15 protein-coding genes, 2 tRNA genes and 3 rRNA genes are annotated in these 21,525 nt (G+C 44.6%); 8 read left to right on the forward strand and 12 right to left on the reverse strand.

Features of this window, described 5'->3' with window-relative positions:
• Positions 1–2 precede the first annotated feature (2 nt).
• From ppk1 to FGL37_RS07920, 3 genes are all read right to left on the reverse strand, one after another.
• Complete coding sequence (ppk1, locus tag FGL37_RS07910; RefSeq protein WP_028071173.1) at positions 3–2,015, reverse strand: polyphosphate kinase 1; 2,013 nt, start codon at positions 2,013–2,015, stop codon at positions 3–5.
• A gap of 45 nt (positions 2,016–2,060) precedes the next feature.
• Positions 2,061–3,251, reverse strand: a complete 1,191-nt coding sequence (locus FGL37_RS07915; RefSeq protein WP_232048655.1) for a Pycsar system effector family protein — start codon at positions 3,249–3,251, stop codon at positions 2,061–2,063.
• A gap of 539 nt (positions 3,252–3,790) precedes the next feature.
• Positions 3,791–4,075: a hypothetical protein gene (locus FGL37_RS07920; RefSeq protein ID WP_138096739.1), complete on the reverse strand. Its 285-nt coding sequence runs from the start codon at positions 4,073–4,075 to the stop codon at positions 3,791–3,793.
• 419 nt (positions 4,076–4,494) lie between these two features.
• Between FGL37_RS07920 and FGL37_RS07925 the strand changes: the two genes are divergently transcribed.
• From FGL37_RS07925 to rrf, 5 genes are all read left to right on the forward strand, one after another.
• Positions 4,495–6,022, forward strand: a 16S ribosomal RNA gene (locus tag FGL37_RS07925).
• Positions 6,023–6,142: 120 nt separating this feature from the next.
• Positions 6,143–6,216 (forward strand) — tRNA-Ile (locus FGL37_RS07930).
• Between the two features lie 10 nt (positions 6,217–6,226).
• Positions 6,227–6,300: transfer RNA gene (locus FGL37_RS07935), tRNA-Ala, on the forward strand.
• A 229-nt stretch (positions 6,301–6,529) separates the two neighbouring features.
• A 23S ribosomal RNA gene (locus FGL37_RS07940) occupies positions 6,530–9,413 on the forward strand.
• Between the two features lie 147 nt (positions 9,414–9,560).
• A 5S ribosomal RNA gene (gene rrf, locus FGL37_RS07945) occupies positions 9,561–9,672 on the forward strand.
• The 16S, 23S and 5S rRNA genes sit together here with 2 tRNA genes alongside, the layout of an rRNA operon.
• Before the next feature lie 489 nt (positions 9,673–10,161).
• On the opposite strand, the gene FGL37_RS07950 is transcribed toward rrf, so the two are convergent.
• Positions 10,162–10,548 carry an SRPBCC domain-containing protein gene (locus FGL37_RS07950; protein ID WP_028070929.1) on the reverse strand — a complete coding sequence of 129 codons (387 nt, stop codon included), beginning with the start codon at positions 10,546–10,548 and terminating at the stop codon, positions 10,162–10,164.
• An 88-nt stretch (positions 10,549–10,636) separates the two neighbouring features.
• Between FGL37_RS07950 and FGL37_RS07955 the strand changes: the two genes are divergently transcribed.
• Positions 10,637–12,004, forward strand: a complete 1,368-nt coding sequence (locus FGL37_RS07955) for a methyltransferase RsmF C-terminal domain-like protein (protein WP_028070930.1) — start codon at positions 10,637–10,639, stop codon at positions 12,002–12,004.
• A gap of 45 nt (positions 12,005–12,049) precedes the next feature.
• Here FGL37_RS07955 and coaBC read toward each other — a convergent pair whose 3' ends face one another.
• The 3 genes from coaBC to FGL37_RS07970 are packed head-to-tail and all read right to left on the reverse strand — an operon-like array spanning position 12,050 to position 14,509.
• On the reverse strand, positions 12,050–13,258 hold the full coding sequence (gene coaBC / locus FGL37_RS07960) for a bifunctional phosphopantothenoylcysteine decarboxylase/phosphopantothenate--cysteine ligase CoaBC (RefSeq protein ID WP_028070931.1): 1,209 nt from the start codon (positions 13,256–13,258) through the stop codon (positions 12,050–12,052).
• A gap of 8 nt (positions 13,259–13,266) precedes the next feature.
• A complete protein-coding gene (locus FGL37_RS07965) occupies positions 13,267–13,596 on the reverse strand; it encodes a DNA-directed RNA polymerase subunit omega (RefSeq protein ID WP_028070932.1) in 330 nt (109 codons plus the stop codon).
• Positions 13,580–14,509: an outer membrane protein assembly factor BamD gene (locus FGL37_RS07970; RefSeq protein ID WP_028070933.1), complete on the reverse strand. Its 930-nt coding sequence runs from the start codon at positions 14,507–14,509 to the stop codon at positions 13,580–13,582. The genes FGL37_RS07965 and FGL37_RS07970 overlap by 17 nt, the downstream gene beginning before the upstream one ends.
• Positions 14,510–14,750: 241 nt before the next feature.
• Here FGL37_RS07970 and FGL37_RS07975 point away from each other — a divergent pair, with 241 nt between their 5' ends.
• Together FGL37_RS07975 and FGL37_RS07980 are read left to right on the forward strand one after the other, a co-directional pair.
• A complete protein-coding gene (locus FGL37_RS07975) occupies positions 14,751–15,026 on the forward strand; it encodes a NifU family protein (RefSeq protein ID WP_028070934.1) in 276 nt (91 codons plus the stop codon).
• Between the two features lie 58 nt (positions 15,027–15,084).
• The gene (locus FGL37_RS07980) at positions 15,085–15,735 is read left to right on the forward strand and encodes a carboxypeptidase regulatory-like domain-containing protein (protein WP_028070935.1); all 651 of its coding nucleotides are present in this window, start codon (positions 15,085–15,087) and stop codon (positions 15,733–15,735) included.
• Here the strand turns inward: FGL37_RS07980 and FGL37_RS07985 are convergent.
• The 5 genes from FGL37_RS07985 to FGL37_RS08005 form a co-directional block, all read right to left on the reverse strand.
• Positions 15,732–16,961: an FtsX-like permease family protein gene (locus FGL37_RS07985; RefSeq protein ID WP_028070936.1), complete on the reverse strand. Its 1,230-nt coding sequence runs from the start codon at positions 16,959–16,961 to the stop codon at positions 15,732–15,734. The two genes, FGL37_RS07980 and FGL37_RS07985, sit on opposite strands and share 4 nt — an antisense overlap.
• 4 nt (positions 16,962–16,965) lie before the next feature.
• Positions 16,966–17,607, reverse strand: a complete 642-nt coding sequence (locus FGL37_RS07990) for an MBL fold metallo-hydrolase (protein ID WP_028070937.1) — start codon at positions 17,605–17,607, stop codon at positions 16,966–16,968.
• Positions 17,608–17,648: 41 nt separating this feature from the next.
• Positions 17,649–18,392 carry a shikimate dehydrogenase family protein gene (locus tag FGL37_RS07995; RefSeq protein WP_028070938.1) on the reverse strand — a complete coding sequence of 248 codons (744 nt, stop codon included), beginning with the start codon at positions 18,390–18,392 and terminating at the stop codon, positions 17,649–17,651.
• Between the two features lie 99 nt (positions 18,393–18,491).
• Entirely contained in the window at positions 18,492–19,904 is a 1,413-nt protein-coding gene (locus tag FGL37_RS08000; RefSeq protein ID WP_028070939.1) for a tetratricopeptide repeat protein, read from the reverse strand.
• Positions 19,905–20,083: 179 nt separating this feature from the next.
• On the reverse strand, positions 20,084–21,481 hold the full coding sequence (locus FGL37_RS08005; protein WP_028070940.1) for an OmpA family protein: 1,398 nt from the start codon (positions 21,479–21,481) through the stop codon (positions 20,084–20,086).
• Between the last annotated feature and the right edge of the window lie 44 nt (positions 21,482–21,525).

The raw sequence follows: 21,525 nt of genomic DNA on the forward strand, positions 1-21,525 counted from the left end.
AATTAGTTGTTTAAGTAATCAACAATTCTTTGTTGTGATATTATGCCACTTTGCTTGTCTACTGGAACATTTTGTCCAAGATCATCTAGAAAAGTTGCTTCAACATCATCTGCAAACTGTATGTCAAAAAGTTGCTGTATCCTTCTGGACAAGTCGGGGTCGACAATCGGAAAGCAGGTCTCTATGCGCCGATAAATATTACGATTCATCCAATCGGATGACCCCAGATAGACTGTTGTGTCGTCACCGTAGCTGAATATGAAAATCCGTCCATGCTCAAGGTAGCGGCCCACGATGCGTTTTACTTTAATATTTTCGCTCAATCCAGTGACCTGCGGTTTCAATCGGCAAATTCCCCTAATCAATAATTGTAATTGTACCCCTGCCCGACTCGCCTCGTACAGTTTATTGATTAACGATTCTTCCTCTAAATTGTTTAGCTTAATTTTTATGGAAGCCCTTGTACCAGCCCTAGCTTGGCGGATAGCCTCGTCGAGCAGCAACAGGAATGCTGTCCTAAGATTGAACTGGGCGACCAGCAACTGCTGGAAAGGGATCTCCGTTGGCTTCTCAGGCTTTCTTCTGCTGGGCAAAAAATCAAATAAAAGCCTTAGTTCGCTGGTCAGCTGACGGTTGGACGTCATCAGGAAATAATCGGTATATACCTTTGCTGTTTTTTCATTTAGATTGCCGGTTCCGAACAATGCCGTCTCCTGTCCATTTTTTCGTTTGACAAGTGCAATTTTGGCATGTACTTTCAGGTTGGGAATGCTGTAGCTGATCCTTACCCCCTGCTCCTTCATGAGTCTTGACCAATGTATGTTGTTTGCCTCATCGAAACGTGCCTTTAACTCAACGAACACGTGTACTTTCTTGCCATTTTTTGCAGCACTAGCCAATGCTTGTGCAATGCGCGAATCGCTGGCGATGCGGTACAGGGTGGTGTGAATTTCCTCTACATCCGGACTTATGGCTGCTTCATTAAAGAAACGAAGAACAGGGGCAAATGATTCATAAGGCGTGCAGATTAAAATATCACGTTGATCAATCTGTTCGAAAAGAGAATGGCCAAAGTCCTGATGGACTTCGATCTGTCGTTGTTTGGGATAGCATAGCTTTTCCCGTTTAATTGGGAAGGCAAAGAAGTCTTTCAGATTATGGTAAAAACCGCCTTCTACAATGCTGCTTTTCCGTAGATCGAAAAGCGAGGCCAGCCTTTCCACCAGATGATCCGGAAAATTGGGCTGGTGCAAAAACCGTGTCGCGTAGCCGAGGTCCCGCTTGTAAACCTCAGCCTCGATTTTTAATGCGATGTCACCGTCAAACTCATCCTGTAAATTGAGTTCAGCATCGCGTGTGATTTTGAAGGAGTAGAATTTTAAGTTGTTATTATTGAGCGCTTTGGGGAGGAAGAGTCTAATAATATCATCAACGAATACAACATAGGTCTTGGCATCGACCTCACAGGTGAAAAACCGGCCCGTTCGGTCAGCAGGGATATTTACAATGAACAGATTGGACGAACTGCTATCTGAAAGCGCGAAATAAAGCTGGTTGTTGACAGGAAAAAAAGAAAGCTCTTCGTCAAGCTTGACGATCTGTAGATAGGAAGCAATGGTATTGAAAAAATATTTGGCAACTTCGGCTTCAATCTCGGGCGGAATTTGTTGATTATAAATGAGCAGAATGCGCTCATCGGCCAGCTGACGGATAATATCGGACAGGAACGTTCCAAATTTTTCCTGTTGCTTATCTATGATTTTGGCCGCCTTTTTATAGGTTCCAATATCAAGGTTTGGAACACCAGTCTCGGCGCTCCTCTTTTTTATTTTTTTCCAAGCCATTAATACGGGCATCCGGACGCGATAGAATTCGTCCAGATTAGATGAAAAAATGGCGAGAAACTGTAGCTTTTCTAAAAGAGGAACCTCCCGGCGGCCCGCTTCACCGAGGACACGCTCGTTAAAGGAAAGCCAGCTGATATCTCTGTTGATGTATAGGTCTTTTTTTTTCATCGATAAAACGATTGAAGAAATGACAATAATAGGCCAACTGTGAGTTTACAATAGTGTCGCGAATACAAACGCGATGACTGCAATCACTAGACCAAACATAAAAATACCGTAGGCATAACGTAACAGCTTATATTTCCTACCCAAAACGACACCCTGGGAATATACGTCCTTGGTGAGCATGCCATAAAGGAACTCTGAGTCGGCCATTACTTTTTGCATGCCTTCGTTGTAATCTTCAAGCTTCATTTTGTAAAAATTTCCAAAAAAAAGCAGATTAACCGTTTTCTGTTCAATTTCATGTTTTGAAAATTTTCCAGAAGGAATTTTTGGAATGGTGGATAGTATGGCCATAACCATCGTGGCGACGACTGCAGTCGTCAAAATAATCGTAGGTAGAATGAGATGTTCGTTGCTGTCTAATTTCCTAAACAACACAGCAATGACAACCGACAGGATAATCGAGTTGACTGTCAACAATATATTGGCTTTGTTGTCGGCCATATCGCTCAGCCGTTGGTTGTTGGCGGATGTAATTCGGAACATCGTTTCTATACCCCGTTCGGGCTTCCCATTCCTGTCTTTCTCTTTCGGTTTTTTGTCGTCTTTTTTGCTTTCTTTATTTTTAGAAATAGACTTTTCCTGTTTTCGTTCTAACTCCTTTAAGTTCTCTTCTTTCTTCGCATTAAGTTTTTGCCGGGCATAGTCCGTGTGGTAATGGTGACTCAATAATAGCTTTATGGTTCCTGCGCGCCAAATATCTTTATCGATTTCTTTACCTAGGACAGCTTCAGCTTCTGCCTTCATAAGTTTGTTTCTGTTTTCAAAGTCATCGCTTCCAAGGTGAAATAGATCGGCATCGCAAAGTATTTTTTCCAATAGGGTATTGGGCTCTTGCGGCATTCTTGTCGCGAGGATACAGCCCTTAATCTTCTCCTTTACCTCTTCGGGGACACCTTTATCTTTTAAGAAGTCCAGTGCGATCTCCACACTCCTTTTTTCGTGACCAATTGCGTTGTCAGATTGTACATAACCCAAATCGTGAAAATAAGCAGCGCTGATCACAATAAAATGATCCACCTCATCCAACTGATAAAATGAAGAAATCTCTTCAGCTGCCTGAACCACCGAATGGGTGTGCAAGCTATTGTGAAAACAGTGACATGTCGATATGTTTTCTGCGATATATGTTCCAGAATATTCCTCTATCTGTTTTAAAAGTTGGTTATAATCTATCATGGATCAATATATTAATCGGAATAAAAGTATCTAATATCTTTAACATCTTAAATAAATATTATCTCTTTTTGTAATTTCTTAACCTAGATCAAATTTAATGAAAATTAGCTCATTCCTTCCTGTCTGCTCTGCTTTAATGTCTGCCTCGTAGCTAAAAGTCTGTTCGCGATGTTTTGATGAACAACTACCTGACGGTATCTTACAATTTCATCCGTATTGTTGCCGTGTCATTGTCGGTATGTTGTATGCGCTGGTTTTCTATTGACGGTGACCAAGTTCCATATTTACCTAGGTATTAGATATTGCTTAGTTAGGTTTCCCTTAGGTTTAATTTAGTCTGAACCTAATGAAAACCTAAACTAAACCTAAACAAACCCTAAGTAAAACCTATATAAGAGTATGTATTGGCCTCTGCCGAATTGCCCTTTGGACGTTGGACCGGATATCCGTAGCTGGTCGTGCGCTTCCGGCCTGTTCAGTCCAGGCAGTCAGCACACCGTGCTGATGGCATGCTGCTGTCCTGCAGTGAGAGTCAAGGATTATCGGAGTATTGCGGGCTCTGGTAACCCGTCTTCAGGATCTGCTCTGCCCTCTGCGGTCCGGCAGAACTGCGCCCGGCTCCGGGCGGCTTCTGCTCTGCCCTGCATCCGGATAGCATTCTGCTTAACCGGATGCTTTCCGCGGAGATTTTTGCTTCCGCCCGTCCTTGCGGCCCCTGTTTGCGGTCCCGGAGCAGGCGGTTTCAAAAACAATCGTCCACCTGTCCAGCGGGTTAGGGCAAAAACGGAAAAAATAAGGACAGAAGTCTTGGAAGTTTGTTCCAAAAGTTTCTATCTTTGCACCACTCCGCAAGGGAGGGCGGGCTGCTCCGGAAGAAGCAGCCATGAAAAAAGAAGGGTTCAGCGGTAGCTGAACGTGGAAACCGGAAAAAGAAAGCCAAAAAAACTTCAGAAATTTTTTGGAAGTCCGGAAAAGATTCCTACCTTTGCAGTCCCGCCGGAAACGGCGGAAAAAACAAAAAAGATAAAAGCGGGCGCAATGCCCGTCTGAATACAGCGGATACGGAAGTTGAAGCGCATAAAGTTCTTTAATAACACACAATCATGTAGCGTGACGGGCAGACAGACGAAAGTCGGAAGTCATGGAACAGATTCAATCAATCCGTTCAATTCGGTCCGAGATCAGAGATATTAAAAAAAGAATTCTGATTATTATAAATAGTCGGAGTCAGAAACTTCATTTTACAATGGAGAGTTTGATCCTGGCTCAGGATGAACGCTAGCGGCAGGCCTAATACATGCAAGTCGGACGGGATCCATCGGTAGCTTGCTATCAATGGTGAGAGTGGCGCACGGGTGCGTAACGCGTGAGCAACCTGCCTCCATCAGGGGGATAGCCTCTCGAAAGAGAGATTAACACCGCATAACATAATTTTCCGGCATCGGGATATTATTAAATATTTATAGGATGGAGATGGGCTCGCGTGACATTAGCTAGTTGGTGGGGTAACGGCCCACCAAGGCGACGATGTCTAGGGGCTCTGAGAGGAGAATCCCCCACACTGGTACTGAGACACGGACCAGACTCCTACGGGAGGCAGCAGTAAGGAATATTGGTCAATGGGCGGAAGCCTGAACCAGCCATGCCGCGTGCAGGATGACTGCCCTATGGGTTGTAAACTGCTTTTGTCCGGGAATAAACCTCCTTACGAGTAGGGAGCTGAATGTACCGGAAGAATAAGGATCGGCTAACTCCGTGCCAGCAGCCGCGGTAATACGGAGGATCCGAGCGTTATCCGGATTTATTGGGTTTAAAGGGTGCGTAGGCGGCCCGTTAAGTCAGGGGTGAAATACGGTGGCTCAACCATCGCAGTGCCTTTGATACTGACGGGCTTGAATCCATATGAAGTGGGCGGAATAAGACAAGTAGCGGTGAAATGCATAGATATGTCTTAGAACTCCGATTGCGAAGGCAGCTCACTAAGCTGGTATTGACGCTGATGCACGAAAGCGTGGGGATCGAACAGGATTAGATACCCTGGTAGTCCACGCCCTAAACGATGATAACTCGATGTTGGCGATAGACAGCCAGCGTCCCAGCGAAAGCGTTAAGTTATCCACCTGGGGAGTACGCCCGCAAGGGTGAAACTCAAAGGAATTGACGGGGGCCCGCACAAGCGGAGGAGCATGTGGTTTAATTCGATGATACGCGAGGAACCTTACCCGGGCTTGAAAGTTAGTGGAGGATGCAGAGACGCATCCGTCCTTCGGGACACGAAACTAGGTGCTGCATGGCTGTCGTCAGCTCGTGCCGTGAGGTGTTGGGTTAAGTCCCGCAACGAGCGCAACCCCTATGTTTAGTTGCCAGCATGTTATGGTGGGGACTCTAAACAGACTGCCTGTGCAAACAGTGAGGAAGGTGGGGACGACGTCAAGTCATCATGGCCCTTACGTCCGGGGCTACACACGTGCTACAATGGACGGTACAGCGGGCAGCTAGCTGGCAACAGCATGCTAATCTCTAAAAGCCGTTCACAGTTCGGATCGGGGTCTGCAACTCGACCCCGTGAAGTTGGATTCGCTAGTAATCGCGTATCAGCAATGACGCGGTGAATACGTTCCCGGGCCTTGTACACACCGCCCGTCAAGCCATGAAAGTTGGGGGTACCTAAAGCATGTTACCGCAAGGAGCGTGTCAGGGTAAAACCGATAATTGGGGCTAAGTCGTAACAAGGTAGCCGTACCGGAAGGTGCGGCTGGAATACCTCCTTTCTAGAGCATCGCGGACCGTTGCTCGTCACGTACCACATGATTGAAAAGAAGAAAACATCAGAAGAAAGTGCCCTCCCCTTAAAGGAGCGGTCCCGGAAGGAGAGATGGAATAATACAGCTAGTCCCGTAGCTCAGTTGGTCAGAGCACTACACTGATAATGTAGGGGTCAGCAGTTCAAATCTGCTCGGGACTACGGACAGAAAGGGGAATTAGCTCAGCTGGCTAGAGCACCTGCCTTGCACGCAGGGGGTCAACGGTTCGAATCCGTTATTCTCCACGTTTCCGGGAGGAACATCGAGAGATGTTCTAGAAAAAGCAACCGGAAAAAGAGTTCTTTGACATACTGAAAGAGAAAAAAAATTACAAGAGAAGACAACAGTAGAGACAATGCTGGTATGTGTCTGATGTGATGAGGAGATATCCGGTGAATACCGGAGGAATCATTGCGTAGCATATCGGTATATATATCAAAAGCAGCCGCATAGTGGCAAAAGGCTATGCCGGTGAAGAAAGTAAATAAGGGCACACGGGGGATGCCTAGGCTCTCAGAGGCGATGAAGGACGTGATAAGCTGCGATAAGCCACGGGGATCGGCAAATGCGAACTGATCCGTGGATTTCCGAATGGGGCAACCCGGCATGTTGAAGACATGCCGTATGATACGCGAACGCGCTGAACTGAAACATCTAAGTAGGCGTAGGAGAAGAAAATAACAATGATTTCCCAAGTAGTGGCGAGCGAACGGGAAAGAGCCCAAACCGTGCATGTTACGGCATGTGCGGGGTTGTAGGACCACGATATTGTACTGTGCTATGAACTGGAAGCAGGTGGGAAACTGCGCGACAAGGGTGAGAGCCCCGTACAGGTAAAGAATACAGACATAGTGGTATCCTGAGTACCGCGGGACCGGAGAAATCCTGTGGGAATCTGCCAGCACCATCTGGCAAGGCTAAATACTCCTGAGAGACCGATAGTGGACCAGTACCGTGAGGGAAAGGTGAAAAGAACCCCGAACAGGGGAGTGAAAAGAACCTGAAACCGTGTGCTTACAAGCGGTTGGAGCGGAGTAGTTCCGTGACAGCGTGCCTTTTGCATAATGAGCCTACGAGTTACTCTTGTCTGGCAAGGTTAAGTCCTTCAGGGACGCAGCCGAAGCGAAAGCGAGTCTTAATAGGGCGCATAGTCAGATGAGGTAGACGCGAAACCCTGTGATCTACCCTTGGGCAGGTTGAAGTTGCAGTAACATGTAATGGAGGACCGAACCGATAAACGTTGAAAAGTTTCCGGATGACCTGAGGGTAGGGGTGAAAGGCCAATCAAACTGGGAAATAGCTCGTACTCCCCGAAATGTTTTTAGGAACAGCGTGAGAACTGAGTCTGTCAGAGGTAGAGCTACCGATTGGGTGCGGGGGAGTCAAATCCTACCAAATCCAGACGAACTCCGAATGCTGACAGATATGTCTTGCAGTGAGGCTTTGGGTGCTAAGGTCCAAGGCCGAGAGGGAAAGAACCCAGACCATCAGCTAAGGTCCCCAAATCCGTTCTAAGTTGAACTAACGAGGTCCGGCTGCCCAGACAGCTAGGATGTTGGCTTGGAAGCAGCCATTCATTTAAAGAGTGCGTAACAGCTCACTAGTCGAGCGGCCGGGCGTGGATAATAAACGGGCATCAAGAACGGTACCGAAGCTATGGATTTGTACTGAAAGATGTACATCTGGTAGGGGAGCATTCCATCGCCGGGGAAGCAGTCCGGTAATGAACTGTGGAGGTTATGGAAAAGCAAATGTAGGCATAAGTAACGATAAGGCGGGTGGGAAACCCGCCCACCGAAAGACCAAGGTTTCCTGATCAACGTTAATCGGATCAGGGTCAGTCGGGACCTAAGGCGCACCCGAAGGGGGCAAGCCGATGGACAACTGGTTAATATTCCAGTACTCTTTTTAACTGCGATGTGGTGACGGAGTAGTGACACTGCCGCGAACTGACGGAATAGTTCGTTGAAAGGCGTAGGTATTGGGGCTGTAGGCAAATCCGCAGCTCCAGCTGAAACCCGATAGTACAGCAAAGCTCCGGCGGCGCTGATAGAGCAGGTAATCAGACTTCCAAGAAAACCCGCTAAGCTTCAGGTTAAGAAGACCCGTACCGCAAACCGACACAGGTGGTCGAGGAGAGAATCCTAAGGTGCTCGAGTGAATCATGGCTAAGGAACTCGGCAAAATGGCCCTGTAACTTCGGGAGAAGGGGCGCTGTCTCAGCGATGAGCAGCCGCAGTGAAAAGGCCCAGGCGACTGTTTAACAAAAACATATGGCTTTGCAAAATCGGAAGATGAAGTATAAGGCCTGACACCTGCCCGGTGCTGGAAGGTTAAGAGGGGATGTCATCGCAAGAGAAGCATTGAATCGAAGCCCCAGTAAACGGCGGCCGTAACTATAACGGTCCTAAGGTAGCGAAATTCCTTGTCGGGTAAGTTCCGACCTGCACGAATGGTGTAACGATCTGGGCGCTGTCTCAGCCATGAGCTCGGTGAAATTGTGGTATCGGTGAAGACGCCGGTTACCCGCAACGGGACGGAAAGACCCCATGCACCTTCACTATAGCTTAACATTGGGACTGGGTACAGGATGTGTAGGATAGGCGGGAGATATTGAAGCGGGTTCGCCAGGATCCGTGGAATCGCCCTTGAAATACCGCCCTTTCTGTATCCGGTTTCTAACTCCGCAAAGCGGAGGACATTGTTTGGTGGGTAGTTTGACTGGGGTGGTCGCCTCCAAAAAGGTAACGGAGGCTTTCAAAGGTAAGCTCAGTACGCTTGGTAACCGTACGAGGAGTGCAATGGCATAAGCTTGCTTGACTGTGAGACCCACAAGTCGAACAGGGTCGAAAGACGGACATAGTGATCCGGTGGTTCTGTATGGAAGGGCCATCGCTCAAAGGATAAAAGGTACGCTGGGGATAACAGGCTGATCTCCCCCAAGAGCTCATATCGACGGGGAGGTTTGGCACCTCGATGTCGGCTCGTCACATCCTGGGGCTGGAGAAGGTCCCAAGGGTTGGGCTGTTCGCCCATTAAAGTGGCACGCGAGCTGGGTTCAGAACGTCGCGAGACAGTTCGGTCCCTATCTGTTGTGGGCGTTGGAAGTTTGAGTGGATCTGACCTTAGTACGAGAGGACCGGGTTGGACAGACCTCTGGTGAACCTGTTATGCCGCCAGGTGTACGGCAGGGTAGCTACGTCTGGAGCAGATAAGCGCTGAAAGCATCTAAGTGCGAAACTGGCCACGAGATGAGACTTCCTGACAGGGCCGTAGGAGATGACTACGTTGATAGGCCACAGGTGTAAAGGTTGAGAGACCATAGCCGAGTGGTACTAATAGCCCGAAGCTTTCTCATGCAGACAGACACTGTTGTCTTCCTCTTTAATTTTTGAAAACCTCTTTTGGTATATATGTCAGTATGGTGCGTGCTGCCGGACCGGTATTTTCCCTGCGGAGGGAAGCTGAATACCATCATCCAGCTGCTTGATACCATAAATGATCTTTAGGTGCCTATATCGGCGGTGTCTACCTCTTCCCATTCCGAACAGAGCAGTCAAGCCCGCCAGAGCCGATGGTATTGCCGTAACAGGTGGGAGAGTAGGTCGGTGCCTTTTTTTACACGGAAGCCCTTGCTGGAAACAGTCAAGGGCTTCTTCCGTTTTCGGCGGACCTGCTGCGCGCAGCGGGATGACCGGAGGGAACCGCTCTCTCTGCGCGGGTACCGGAAACGGTTTATGGGCGTCTACGGTCCTGATATACTGCCGTGCGGTCATAAAAAGCCAGCATCCAGCAGCGGTATGTCTGTTATCCGTTTCATCTCTTATAGCTGCTAGATAGATTAACAATAATAAGTGACGGCGCTTAACTCCGTTTATATGCTTCCGAAATGACAATTTTCATTAACCATGTATAGGAAAGAGCGTTTGATTGTTTCCTGTAAAGAGACCAATCACGGTCGCCGGATGATATGCACGACAAAAAGAGAGAAATTCATTATTTGAGTGCTGAGAAACAGCCGGTACCGTTGTGATACAATAGGTCCGCCGGATTAAAATATCTGAGTAGCACAGGCGCAAGAGATTAGATGCGCCTATAGAAGTATACTAATCTTCTTCTGTATAAAAATCAATTAAGGAAGAAAGGTAGGGATCATCCCAGCCTTCAGATATATTTTCGAAATCCTCATCTGGGATATTAGTCTGTCTGATTTCAAGAGATGTTCCTTTTTTATGTTCATGCAGCTTTAGTGTTACGATAGAAGGTGTATCAGTTTCGCCAAAATACCACTCCTGAACGATTTTTGAAGGGGGGACCAGTTCAAGGAACCTGCCTGTGATTGCGCCATCCCAGAGCGAGAATTCGCCATTAACGGTTGGATCTATGGAAACGAGGTCTCCTGTCCACAGACGGGCCGTAATCTCGGTTGTCAATGCAAGATACAATTCTTCTGGCGTTGCTGGGATAATGGCGTACTTCTTGAAATCTTTCATAGTGCAAATTTACTCTTTATTGTAATTGTCTGCTTATTTTGACTTCATTTTTATTTATGTTAATTTTAGCACAAACTATTAGGACATCATGAGTAATTTTCTGCCAAATTCCTTAGTGAGGAAACTGGGCGCGAATCCCGGATTTGACACAGCAGCATTTATTAAAGTACATGAAGAGGCAATTCGGGCAACAGCAGTTCGCTTAAATCCGGATAAACTGGATGAATGTCCGTTCCCATATACGGGTAAGGTCCCTTGGTGCGATACCGCCTTTTATCTTAAAGATCGTCCTATATTTACTCTCGACCCCCAGTTTCATGCGGGGGCATATTATCCCCAGGATGCCTCTTCCATGTTCGTCGATCATATTATTCGTACGCTGGGGTTAGAGGCCATACCAATCATGGCATTGGACCTCTGTGCAGCTCCCGGAGGCAAATCGACCTTATTGAACAGTAGCCTGCATCCAGATAGCTTATTGGTTGCCAATGAAATCATCAAAACACGGGTAAACATCTTGCAGGATAACCTGACGAAATGGGGCAATGCGAACACCGTTGTTACCAATAATGATCCTTCTGCTTTTGACCGCTTACCCGGATACTTTGACTTAATGCTTGTCGATGCTCCTTGTTCGGGTTCAGGTATGTTCCGGAAGGATGCCGATACGATAGATGAATGGTCCGAAGCGAATGTGAAGCTCTGCAGTGAAAGGCAACAGCGTATTTTGGCAGAAAGTATGGCAGCTCTTAAATCAGGAGGGTATCTATTTTACTCCACATGCTCATATTCGGAGGAGGAGAATGAGGATATTGCGGATTGGCTGATAAGCTCGGGAGGCTTTGAGACCGTGGAGATAGGCATCGATGCCGCATGGGGAATTGAGCATACGCGATCGGCGAAGAATGCCGCTCATGGCTATCGTTTTTATCCACATAAGTTGAGCGGTGAGGGATTTTTTATCACTGTCCTAAGGAAAGTTGATGAACAGCCTACATTTAATAGAAGAAAGATAAAAGCAGAGAAATCGGACATTCCCAAGGGTATTTTGAGCAATTGGGTGGCTAAGCTGGATGAGTTTCACTGTTTTGGCCATCATGACGATATGTATATATTTCCTAAACGTTATGAGCATGATCTCAAATACCTTCAAAATGTGCTATATCTGAAGAATGCAGGAACTAATATCGGAAAACTCAATCGAAAAGAGCTAATTCCCGGACATGCACTGGCCTTGAGTAATTCTTTGATACCCGACTTTCAGTGTGTGGAACTTTCTCTCCAAGATGCGCAAAACTACCTTCGAAAAGAAAATATTACCATAGATCTGATTCCGGAAGGGATCAATGGATGGACCTTGGCAAAATTTAAGGGGAAGGCTCTCGGCTGGATGAAAGTACTGCCCAACAGGGTGAACAATTATTATCCGAAGGAGCTGAGGATAGCATATTTATAGACAGCAAGAAGGTGTACTGGATACTTGCCCGTTGCTAGAACGGGGTTACCCATTGATCAGAGGATGTGTAAGGATGAGCTGACAGATGTCTTTTGCGACTTCTTCTTTTGATTTGAGAGAAAATTCCTTGATTTCACCATTCCGGCTAATAACAGTTACCTTATTGGTATCTGTCGCAAAACCAGCACCTTTATCCCGCATGGAATTAAGTACGATTAAATCAAGGTTCTTTCGTGCCAGCTTATCTTTCGCATGGTCCAATTCGTCGTTTGTTTCAAGAGCAAATCCTACAATAATCTGACCGTCTTTTTTTCTTGCGCCCAAGGTCGCTAAAATATCCGTTGTTTTCTTTAGGGGAATAGAAAACTGATCTTCTTTTTTCTTGATTTTTTGGGTGGCTACTTCGATAGGCGTATAATCTGCTACAGCGGCACTCATGACGACAATGGAGGCTGCAGCGAAATGATCTTCGCAAGCCTGAAGCATTTGTGCTGCCGAGGTAACGGAGATCAGATGAATGCCTTCTGGTATACTGAGGCTGCTTGGCCCCGATATTAAGGTAACATCTGCACCCAGCTGTTTCAATTGCCGGGCAATAGCATAACCCATCTTCCCGCTCGAGTGGTTCCCAATAAAGCGAACAGGATCTATTGCCTCATAAGTAGGTCCGGCAGTGACAAGTGCCTTTTTACCCAACAAAGGAAGACTATCTTCACTGTAATTTTCTAAAAATGCAACGATTTCCTCGGGCTCGGCAAGACGTCCCTCACCTATTAAACCGCTGGCCAGTGGTCCGTTGCCAGGTGGAATAATAATATTTCCATACGAACGGAGCCGCTCTATATTGTGCTGTGTTGCGGGATGTTTCCACATATCCAAGTCCATTGCCGGAGCAAAAAAGACCGGGCACTTCGCTGATAGATATACAGCCATCAATAGGTTGTCACACAAGCCGTTTGCCATTTTTGCTAGCGTATTGGCTGTTGCTGGTGCAATAACAATATAGTCAGCCTGCAGGGCAATTTCAACATGATTGTTCCATTCACCCGTGTCCGGCTGGTAATAATTTACTAAAACGGGATTCTTGGAAAGTGTTGAAAGCGTAAGTGGAGTAATAAAAGCGGTGGCTTCCTCAGACATGATGACTCGAACCTGGGCGTCCGCTTTAACTAACAGTCGAATGAGGGTTGCAATTTTGTATGCGGCAATACTGCCGCATACAGCAATTACAATATTTTTCCCAGCTAAAGCCATCTTTTGAATTAGTCTTGCTCCTTCGAAGGATTTCTGTAATACACTTTGTCGTGCAAGAATTCGTCAATTGCAACCAAGGTTGGTTTTGGCATGCGTTCGTAATGTTTAGAGATCTCAATCTGCTCGCGGTTTTCGAATACCTCTTCCAAGTTATCGTTGTTGCTTGCAAATTCTGCAAGCTTTCCATTTAATTCCTCCTTAATATCTACCGCAATTTGATTTGCACGTTTAGAAATCACTACAATAGACTCATAGATATTGTCAGTTCCTTTGTCCAATTGTCTTAAATCACGGGTGACTGTAGAATTTGGAATTGAATTGTTATTTTTTTGACTCATCTTTTTGGGTATTTTCTTTTTCTTTTTTCGCCTTTTGTTCTTTTATATATGCTTCTTGCTCGGCAAGTGCTTTATTATATTCTTTCATTTGGGAAGCTGCATGTTTGATGCCTTTTTCGGAATTTTCACGGATAGCCTCAGCTTCTTTTATATGTTTGCTGTCCGGATAGTTACTCGCGAAACTGCGGTAATAGTCTAAAGCTTCATCATATCTGCTTTCCTGTTTTGACACAATACTCTTAGAAGCAAAGATATACTGCGCCTTTAAGGTTAGGAATTCAATCTCCTCTGCGTATTTGGTGTCAGGGTACTCCTTTAACACGTTTTGCAGTGCGATCACAGCAGCTCTGTAGTCATCATTTAAGCCCATGTCATAATACAGCCTTGCATTCGCAAAAGCTTTGAGCTCAAGTTTATCCCGCAGTTTCTGTATCAGGTCCGCCGCTTCCTTGGACCGTTCTGATTCGGGATAGAGGTTAACGAAGAGCTGTAGCGCATCTATGGCTTTCTTTGTATTTGCCTGATCGAGCGTGGACCGCGGAGAATCGAGATAATAACAATAAGCATTCATGAAACGGCACTCCTCCGCCCGGGGGCTATTGGGATAGACGTCGGCAAAGTCCTTAAAGTGATAGGCTGCCGAGGTATAATCTTTTAAGCGGTAATTGGCAAATGCCAAATAGTAGTAAATATTTTCTGCTTCAGCCTGTCCTCGGAACTTGGCGCGCAGGTCATCAAACAAGACTAATGCCTTGGTATATTTCTTTTTTTCATAAAGTTTTACGGCTTCTTCATATTTTTGAGCGATATTGTTGCTTGCGCGCAATTTCTCAAATTTACTTTTGCAGCCCGTAAATACCAATAGAAACATCATGCCGGCACAGATAGCCGCTATACGCCTATTTAAAAACATTTTACAAAGATAAGTGAATTTGTTATACTAATCAATTAAATTTTACTGTGCAATATAGTTTAATAATTTTTTGATCCCAAAGGTCGCTTTTCATATTAACATTCTTTAACTCGGCAAGTAGAGGGGTTTGCACAATTTGTCATGGGCTTGTTGTTTTTATCGGCGGTATGGATTGTAAAAATAGACATTTTCAAATATTTGATTATCTTTACATGTAGAATTATTGAATTTAATAAAGAGTATGACCTTAAAAGAAAAAGTGGAGCAGGCGTTGGACACCTTGAGGCCTTATTTGGAAACTGATGGTGGCAACGTTAGTGTTGAAGAGATCACGGCAGATAATGTCGTGCGGTTGAAGCTGTTGGGGGCCTGTGCTTCGTGTTCAATGAGCATTATGACTTTTAAAGCCGGATTGGAACAAGCGATAAAAAAGGCTGTTCCTGAAGTGACTGCCGTTGAAGCAATCAATCTGACAGATCCGGATTCGCCGGATGCGACATTGCCTTCTGCCAATTAGTGTGTCTATTAACACAATTTAACGGCTAACTCGACCGTTTTTTGTGTAAATTTGTTCTATGAAGTTGCTGATCCCTATATTATTACTTTTGTCGATAGTCTTTACTTCTTCTGTTTCAAAGGCGCAGGAGAGAAAGATTATTCAATATTCCGGTATTGTGACTACAGTGGGGTCGGGGCTTCCTGTTGGCTATGCAACAGTTACCAACGTTTCTTTCCGAAATGAAGCAATAGCGGCCAACAATGAAGGGTATTTTTCCTTTGTTGCTCATGTTGGCGATACGATACGATTTACGTCTGTTGGCTTTGAGCCACTCACGGTAGTGGTCCCAGAGGTTACCGGAGACAAATATACCGCCAATATCATTATGAAAAACCTGGTCACCGAATTACCTATGGTGACTCCTTATCCCTGGGCGAGTATTGAGGAATTTAACATTGCATTCATGAATCTGGATGTGTCGGAAGACAATATCGTTCGCGCAAGAAGATCGCTTTCGTATGAGTCTTTGGCGGCGATGGCCGCTGTCGTCCCTCGGGACGGGAACGAAATGCGTTCTATTAATAATGCGCAAAGTTTCAACTCGATGAACAATAAAGTCATTAACCAACGGTATGCTAATCCCTTATTGAATCCTTTTGCCTGGGGAAGCTTGATCCAGCAGATCACCAAGGGAAGCCAGAGCCGCTCCAAAAGTTCAAGATTTTAGTCTACGGTTTTGAGTTTATCCAGTTCTCTGACGCTGAGTTTGGCAGAGAAATAAGATACCAGCCCCGAAATACTGCTCACTGTTAGAAAGACTAAAATGTAATCTGTCCAGCGACTGACCATAGGATAGCTATCCAATATGGCATTTGCACCGTCTTCGACGCGGATGATGCCGTATGCCGATTGAATGTAATTGAACAATGCACCTATAATCAGACCTAAAACACATCCGATAACAGCAATCATCAGTCCTTCATAAAAGAAAATGCGCTGGATGAGCTGATTATCTCCGCCCAAGCTTTTCAAAATCGTCATATCCTTCTGTTTATCGAGTACGAGCATGGTTAATGAGCCGACGATATTGAAGATGGCAATTACACTTATCAATGTCAGGATGAAGAAGACGACCCACCTTTCGACACGCACATTTTTGTAAAGCGTTGGATTTTGCTCCTCCCGGTTTTTCACGAGGTAGTCCGCACCTAGCTTTTCCTGTAACTGTTTTTCGAATTTGTCGATATCGGTTCCTTGTTTGAGATAAAATTCAATGGCGGACACTCTATCATATTCGCCAAGTACTTCTTTTGCAAAATCGATAGGGGTGATGATTAGGTTGTCGAAGTCCTGCTGATATCTCAGGACTCCCGCCGGAGCGATTGATCGGATATTAAATTCTTCTGCGGGATTTGACGAGTTTTTTACGCCTTTCCGGGGAGAATATACCTGAATAAGGTCCGGTGTATTTTGCATGGAGATGCCAAGATTGGCCTGAACACTCGCGCCAAGAATCGCTGTAGCTGTTGAGTCATGCGTGAGGGCATAGGACCCGTCGACAATAATACTGTCTCCAGTAGTCTTGTCCAGGGATGAGGGCTCAATCCCTTTTATCGTCGAGATATATTGCCGGTTAGCATATTGGAGCAGCACCTTTTCCTGTAAGACTTCGGTATAATGAATAACATTGGAATCCTTTCTTAGCGTCTGGAAAACAGCATTTTTTGTTGAAAATAGCTTGCCTTTTTTGGGCTCTATTTTCAGTTCCGGCGCAAACTTACTGTACATCGATAAAATGAGGTCTTCCATCCCGTTAAATGATGACAGCAATATAATTAAAGCTGCACTACTTACCATGACACCGATAACGCTGATAGAGGATATAATGTTAATCGCGTTGACCGACTTTTTGGATAAAAGGTACCGTTTGGCAAATAGAAAGGGCAGGTTCATAGTACTATCCTCGGATAAATGGATTGGAGTTTTTCTCGAAACCGATCGTTGTTGAGGGGCCATGGCCCGGATAAACTATCGTATCGTCGGGCAGCGCGTAAATCCGTTGTTTGATACTCTCCAGCAGTTGCTGATGGTTGCCTCCCGGTAAATCCGTACGTCCGATGCTGTTGCGGAAGAGAACATCTCCTCCGATCAAAAATTTCTGGGCGTGGGAGTAGAAACATAGATGTGCAGGAGAATGGCCGGGGGCGAGAATAACCTCTAGTTCATCATTATCCAGCAGAATATGATCTCCATCGTTCAAAAATTGTTCGCCGATGGGAGAAACGTCGTAGTGAAAACCCATTTGGGGAGCATAATTTTGAACAGCAACCAAGATCGGGATCTCTCCCTCATGGAATTGTGGAAGGAGACCGTACTTCTCATGAATGTAGTGATTGCCCAGTACGTGGTCGATGTGGCAATGCGTGTTTAGTAGCAATTTAGGACTAAGGTCCTGATGTTCGATAAACTCCACAAGATCACGTTGCTCTTTTTCGCCATACATGCCCGGATCGATAATGACAGCGTTCCCGAATTCATTATATACTAGATAGGTATTTTCTTGATAAGGATTGAATGTGAATGTTCTGATCGTTAGCATAGGACAAAATTACTGTTTTTATTTTTTATTGGTAAGCGAAACTAACTATTCCAGATTTCCCAATTTTTCTCTGCCTGAAGCAGCAACATTTCGTACCCGTTTTTGGTGCGGGCACCCTGCTCTCTTCCTTTCCTTAAAAAAGCCGTTTCTTCGGGATTATAAATCAGGTCGTAACACAAATGGTTCTCATTGATATATTCATAGGGCAATTTGGGACATGCTGTGATATTGGGGTATGTGCCTACGGGCGAGCAATTTATAATCACTGTATACTCAGACAAAATGGAAGCATCCAGTTCTTCATACGTATAATGATCCGCCTGTTTTGTCCGGCTGACCAGTTTGTATGCAATGTTCAATTGATTGAGCGCATATATGACTGCTTTTGCAGCACCACCATTGCCTAATACAAGTGCTTTCTGATCTTTTGGCGTAAGCAAGGGTTTGAGAGAGGTTTCGAAACCATAGGCATCTGTATTGTAACCTTTCAGATAAACCGAGCCATCATCGGAGTGCAGGATGCGGACACAGTTTACAGCTTGTATGGATTTGGCTTCTTCGGATAATTCATCCAGGTAACGCATTACCTCGATTTTATAAGGAATTGTAACGTTTACACCGTAAAAGTCTTTATCAGAATAAATGGGCACAAAATCCGAAATATGTTCAATCGGATAGAGGTCATAATCGACATCGTTGATGTCTTCTTGCTGAAACTTTTCTAAATAATATTTCTTGGAAAAGGAATGTCCTAAAGGAAATCCAATTAGACCTAGTTTTTTCATGGAATGACGTCGTACTTCTCGTAGATAATAGCTTCTTATGGTATGATGTACATCTTCAGACCGTTGAAAAATGGTCTGAAGATGTTATTCTATCTTTTTTTAATTGTTCGGTTTAGTATATTTTTTTACAATCTCTGTGATGATCTGGTTGCCTTGTAATTGTGGCAGGTAGTCAAAGAGAATATAATGTTTGTCAGGATTTGTTGCCAGCCCGAGTTCCAGAAAATTTAGAGCTTCGTTATACTGTCCGTTGGCAAACAGGTAAGCGACTATTCGATAATACAGTTCGGCCGCTTGTGGATTCTGCGTGATCGCTTCCGACATTACATCGATAGACTCATCGATTTTATTTTGTTCAAACAAAATTGACGAATAGTCCAGCCAGGCGTCGATATCGGATGGATTTAAGGTCACAACTTTCTTGTAGGCTTCTTCCGCCTGATCGATTTGCTGCAGTTTATACCGTGCATCCGCTATGGCAAACCAATAATCGGGGTTGGTATCCTCCAATTCCAGGGCCTTTTTGTAAAAATGGAGCGATTCAAAATAACGTTCTTCGAAATCGAGTGTCACACCGATGCCAAACCATGCGTCTGCAAGTTCAGCATCAAGTTTGACAGCCTTTTTATAATAATTGCGGGCCTCTTCCATTTGCTCCAGTTTCTCGTAACATTCACCTATGGCGCAATAGGTGTCGGCACTTGGCTGCTCATACTCGAAAGTCTGTTTGTAGACTTCCAGAGCTTCCTGGTAGCGGTCTAGATTAACTAAAGCATTTCCTTTGTTAAAGTAGGCTGAAGAAAAGTCTTCTTTGATCAGAATGGCATAATCATAGGCATCCAGTGCCTCTGCAAATTTACCGATCTTATGATAGGAGTTCCCCAAATTGTACCAGGCATAGTAGGAATAGGGATCCGAATCAATATATTTTTTATAAAAGGAAATGCTCTCTTCCTGTCTATCAAGTACGTCATAGCAATATGCGAGTTCGTAAAGTGCTTCCTGATAGTCCATGTTGAGTTCAAGTGCTTTTTTCAGATAGACTATGGCCTTGTCATAATTCATCTGAGCCTGATAGATCATGGCAATATGAAAGTAGACCTCATCTTTATTGTCGAGCAACGGCAATGCTTTAAACAAATGTTCCAAAGCTGTATCAAATTGTCCGATGCCACCGAGTATCCCACCTCTGATGAGAAAGATATCGCCTTCTGAGGGCTCCAGTAACTCGGCTTTATCCAATGCCGCCAGTGCATTCTGATACTGCTGGATCGTGGAAAACAGCTGTGCCTGTTTTAATAAAAACGTGATATCAAACGGGTGCTGGCTAATGGCAAATTCTGCTACTTGCAGTGCTTTTACGGGGTCATTCTTTTCAGCGTAATAGTCAATTATGCCTTCAAAAGCTTTGGAATCAAAAAAATACTGATCCTCGTTTCGAAGCATTTCCTCATATCGGTCCACCGAGATTTTTCTTTCCTCGGGGTTTTCAAATTCAAAATCCTCTTCCATTCTCAAAAGTTTAAATCAGTATTCTGTTCTTTAAATCAAAATACTAATTTCTTACTGAATTCGTTTGAATAACTTTTCCACAAATTCAATGTCATCCACAAAGTTACGCATAAATCTGCGCAAATAAAAAAGCCGGCTCTAGAGCCGGCTTTTCCTATAATGGTATATGTTATATACAATTATTTTTTGATCTCAACACGACGGTTTTGGATACGACCTTCTTCAGTAGCGTTAGAAGCAACTGGGTTTTTCTCACCGTAACCGTTAGCAGTGATGCTTGATGAAGGAACACCAGCATTTACTAAGTATTGTTTTACAGAGTTTGCACGGTCTTTAGACAATGTCAAGTTGTACGCTTCAGTACCTTCTGCAGATGCATAACCATCTAAAGTTACAGAAGAGTTGTTGTCACGTAGTTCTTTAGCTAATTTATCTAAAGTAGAGTAAGAAGACGTTTTCAACACTGAGCTATCGAATTCGAACTGAATTGGCGCATAGTAGCCGTTAGCAGTTCCAGTTTCAACTACGGGCTCTGGGAATTTGATTGGACAACCTGAACCGTCTACTGGAGTACCAGCTGGAGTACCAGGGCATTTATCAAATTTGTCAGATACACCGTCACCATCAGCGTCTGCGCTCAATGTGTTAACAGTACCTTCCAAAGTGCTTACGCGTTGTTTCAATGCTTCAACTTCGTTTCTCAATGAAGGATCTTTCAACTCATCGTAAAGTGTCGCAACTGGGTTAGCAAAAGTCAAGTTTTGTTTGTCTCTTGAACCTAAAGTGAACTCTAAACCACCGTATACATTAGAGAAACGTTGTTTAGCAGCTCCGTGTCTGTTTGGTCCGTACAATAAAGCTTCGTCAGTGAAGTTCATGGTGTAACCTAGGTTTAAGGCAACAACTTCAGATAATTTGAATTTTGCACCAACACCTACAGGAACGATCATACCTAAACGGTATTCTTTGTCTTTGTCTGTTGGTGTACGATCACCTCCGAAATTACCATCTTCACCCCATTTGTTTTCATAAACAACAGTACCGCTGAAGTCATTGTTCGCATACTGAATAGGGTTATAAGCGAAAGCACCTAAACCTACTTTAGCATAGAAGTTAACGGCATTTTCTCTCCTTAGGAAGTCGATTGTTCCCAATTGGAATACACCATTTAAGCTCGCTGCCCAGTTTACTTTAGTTTCAGCAGACTGCGCACGGCCTAAACCTACAGTTCCAGATCCAGCTTCGAATGCAGGACCGGAAGCGTCAGCATTATACGTCTTGATTTTACCACGGTTAGCTTCCAATTCTAAACCGAAAAGGTGAGAGAATTGTTTACGTACGGTTAAACCATAGTATTCACCCACTTTATTTTGGAAGTAACCTACTTTTTGACCAAAAGCGTTGTTACCACCAATTACAGTATTAGGTGTAGTGATACCACCTTGAACTCCGATAGACCAAGTTCTGTATTGTGATCTACCACCGAATACTTGCTGAGCTTGTGCTGTACCAGCGAAACCTAAAGCGGCAACTAATGTAGCAGCAACAGCTGTTTTTTTAATTGTAGAATAGTTCATACTCTTGTTTTTAAGGTTATTATTAATTTTAATTGTTTTCAAAT

Source organism: Sphingobacterium thalpophilum (genome assembly GCF_901482695.1).
In the GTDB taxonomy this organism is placed as follows: domain Bacteria; phylum Bacteroidota; class Bacteroidia; order Sphingobacteriales; family Sphingobacteriaceae; genus Sphingobacterium; species Sphingobacterium thalpophilum.

What these genes read in the sequence shown, in the direction of transcription:
- FGL37_RS07975 (WP_028070934.1), top strand. Translation starts at nt 14,751, where the DNA reads ATGACCTTAAAAGAAAAAGTGGAGCAGGCGTTGGACACCTTGAGGCCT.
- FGL37_RS08005 (WP_028070940.1), bottom strand. Translation starts at nt 21,481, where the DNA reads ATGAACTATTCTACAATTAAAAAAACAGCTGTTGCTGCTACATTAGTT.
- FGL37_RS07955 (WP_028070930.1), top strand. Translation starts at nt 10,637, where the DNA reads ATGAGTAATTTTCTGCCAAATTCCTTAGTGAGGAAACTGGGCGCGAAT.
- FGL37_RS07970 (WP_028070933.1), bottom strand. Translation starts at nt 14,509, where the DNA reads ATGTTTTTAAATAGGCGTATAGCGGCTATCTGTGCCGGCATGATGTTT.
- coaBC (WP_028070931.1), bottom strand. Translation starts at nt 13,258, where the DNA reads ATGGCTTTAGCTGGGAAAAATATTGTAATTGCTGTATGCGGCAGTATT.
- FGL37_RS07995 (WP_028070938.1), bottom strand. Translation starts at nt 18,392, where the DNA reads ATGAAAAAACTAGGTCTAATTGGATTTCCTTTAGGACATTCCTTTTCC.
- FGL37_RS07965 (WP_028070932.1), bottom strand. Translation starts at nt 13,596, where the DNA reads ATGAGTCAAAAAAATAACAATTCAATTCCAAATTCTACAGTCACCCGT.
- FGL37_RS07985 (WP_028070936.1), bottom strand. Translation starts at nt 16,961, where the DNA reads ATGAACCTGCCCTTTCTATTTGCCAAACGGTACCTTTTATCCAAAAAG.
- FGL37_RS07915 (WP_232048655.1), bottom strand. Translation starts at nt 3,251, where the DNA reads ATGATAGATTATAACCAACTTTTAAAACAGATAGAGGAATATTCTGGA.
- FGL37_RS07990 (WP_028070937.1), bottom strand. Translation starts at nt 17,607, where the DNA reads ATGCTAACGATCAGAACATTCACATTCAATCCTTATCAAGAAAATACC.
- FGL37_RS07950 (WP_028070929.1), bottom strand. Translation starts at nt 10,548, where the DNA reads ATGAAAGATTTCAAGAAGTACGCCATTATCCCAGCAACGCCAGAAGAA.
- FGL37_RS08000 (WP_028070939.1), bottom strand. Translation starts at nt 19,904, where the DNA reads ATGGAAGAGGATTTTGAATTTGAAAACCCCGAGGAAAGAAAAATCTCG.
- ppk1 (WP_028071173.1), bottom strand. Translation starts at nt 2,015, where the DNA reads ATGAAAAAAAAAGACCTATACATCAACAGAGATATCAGCTGGCTTTCC.
- FGL37_RS07980 (WP_028070935.1), top strand. Translation starts at nt 15,085, where the DNA reads ATGAAGTTGCTGATCCCTATATTATTACTTTTGTCGATAGTCTTTACT.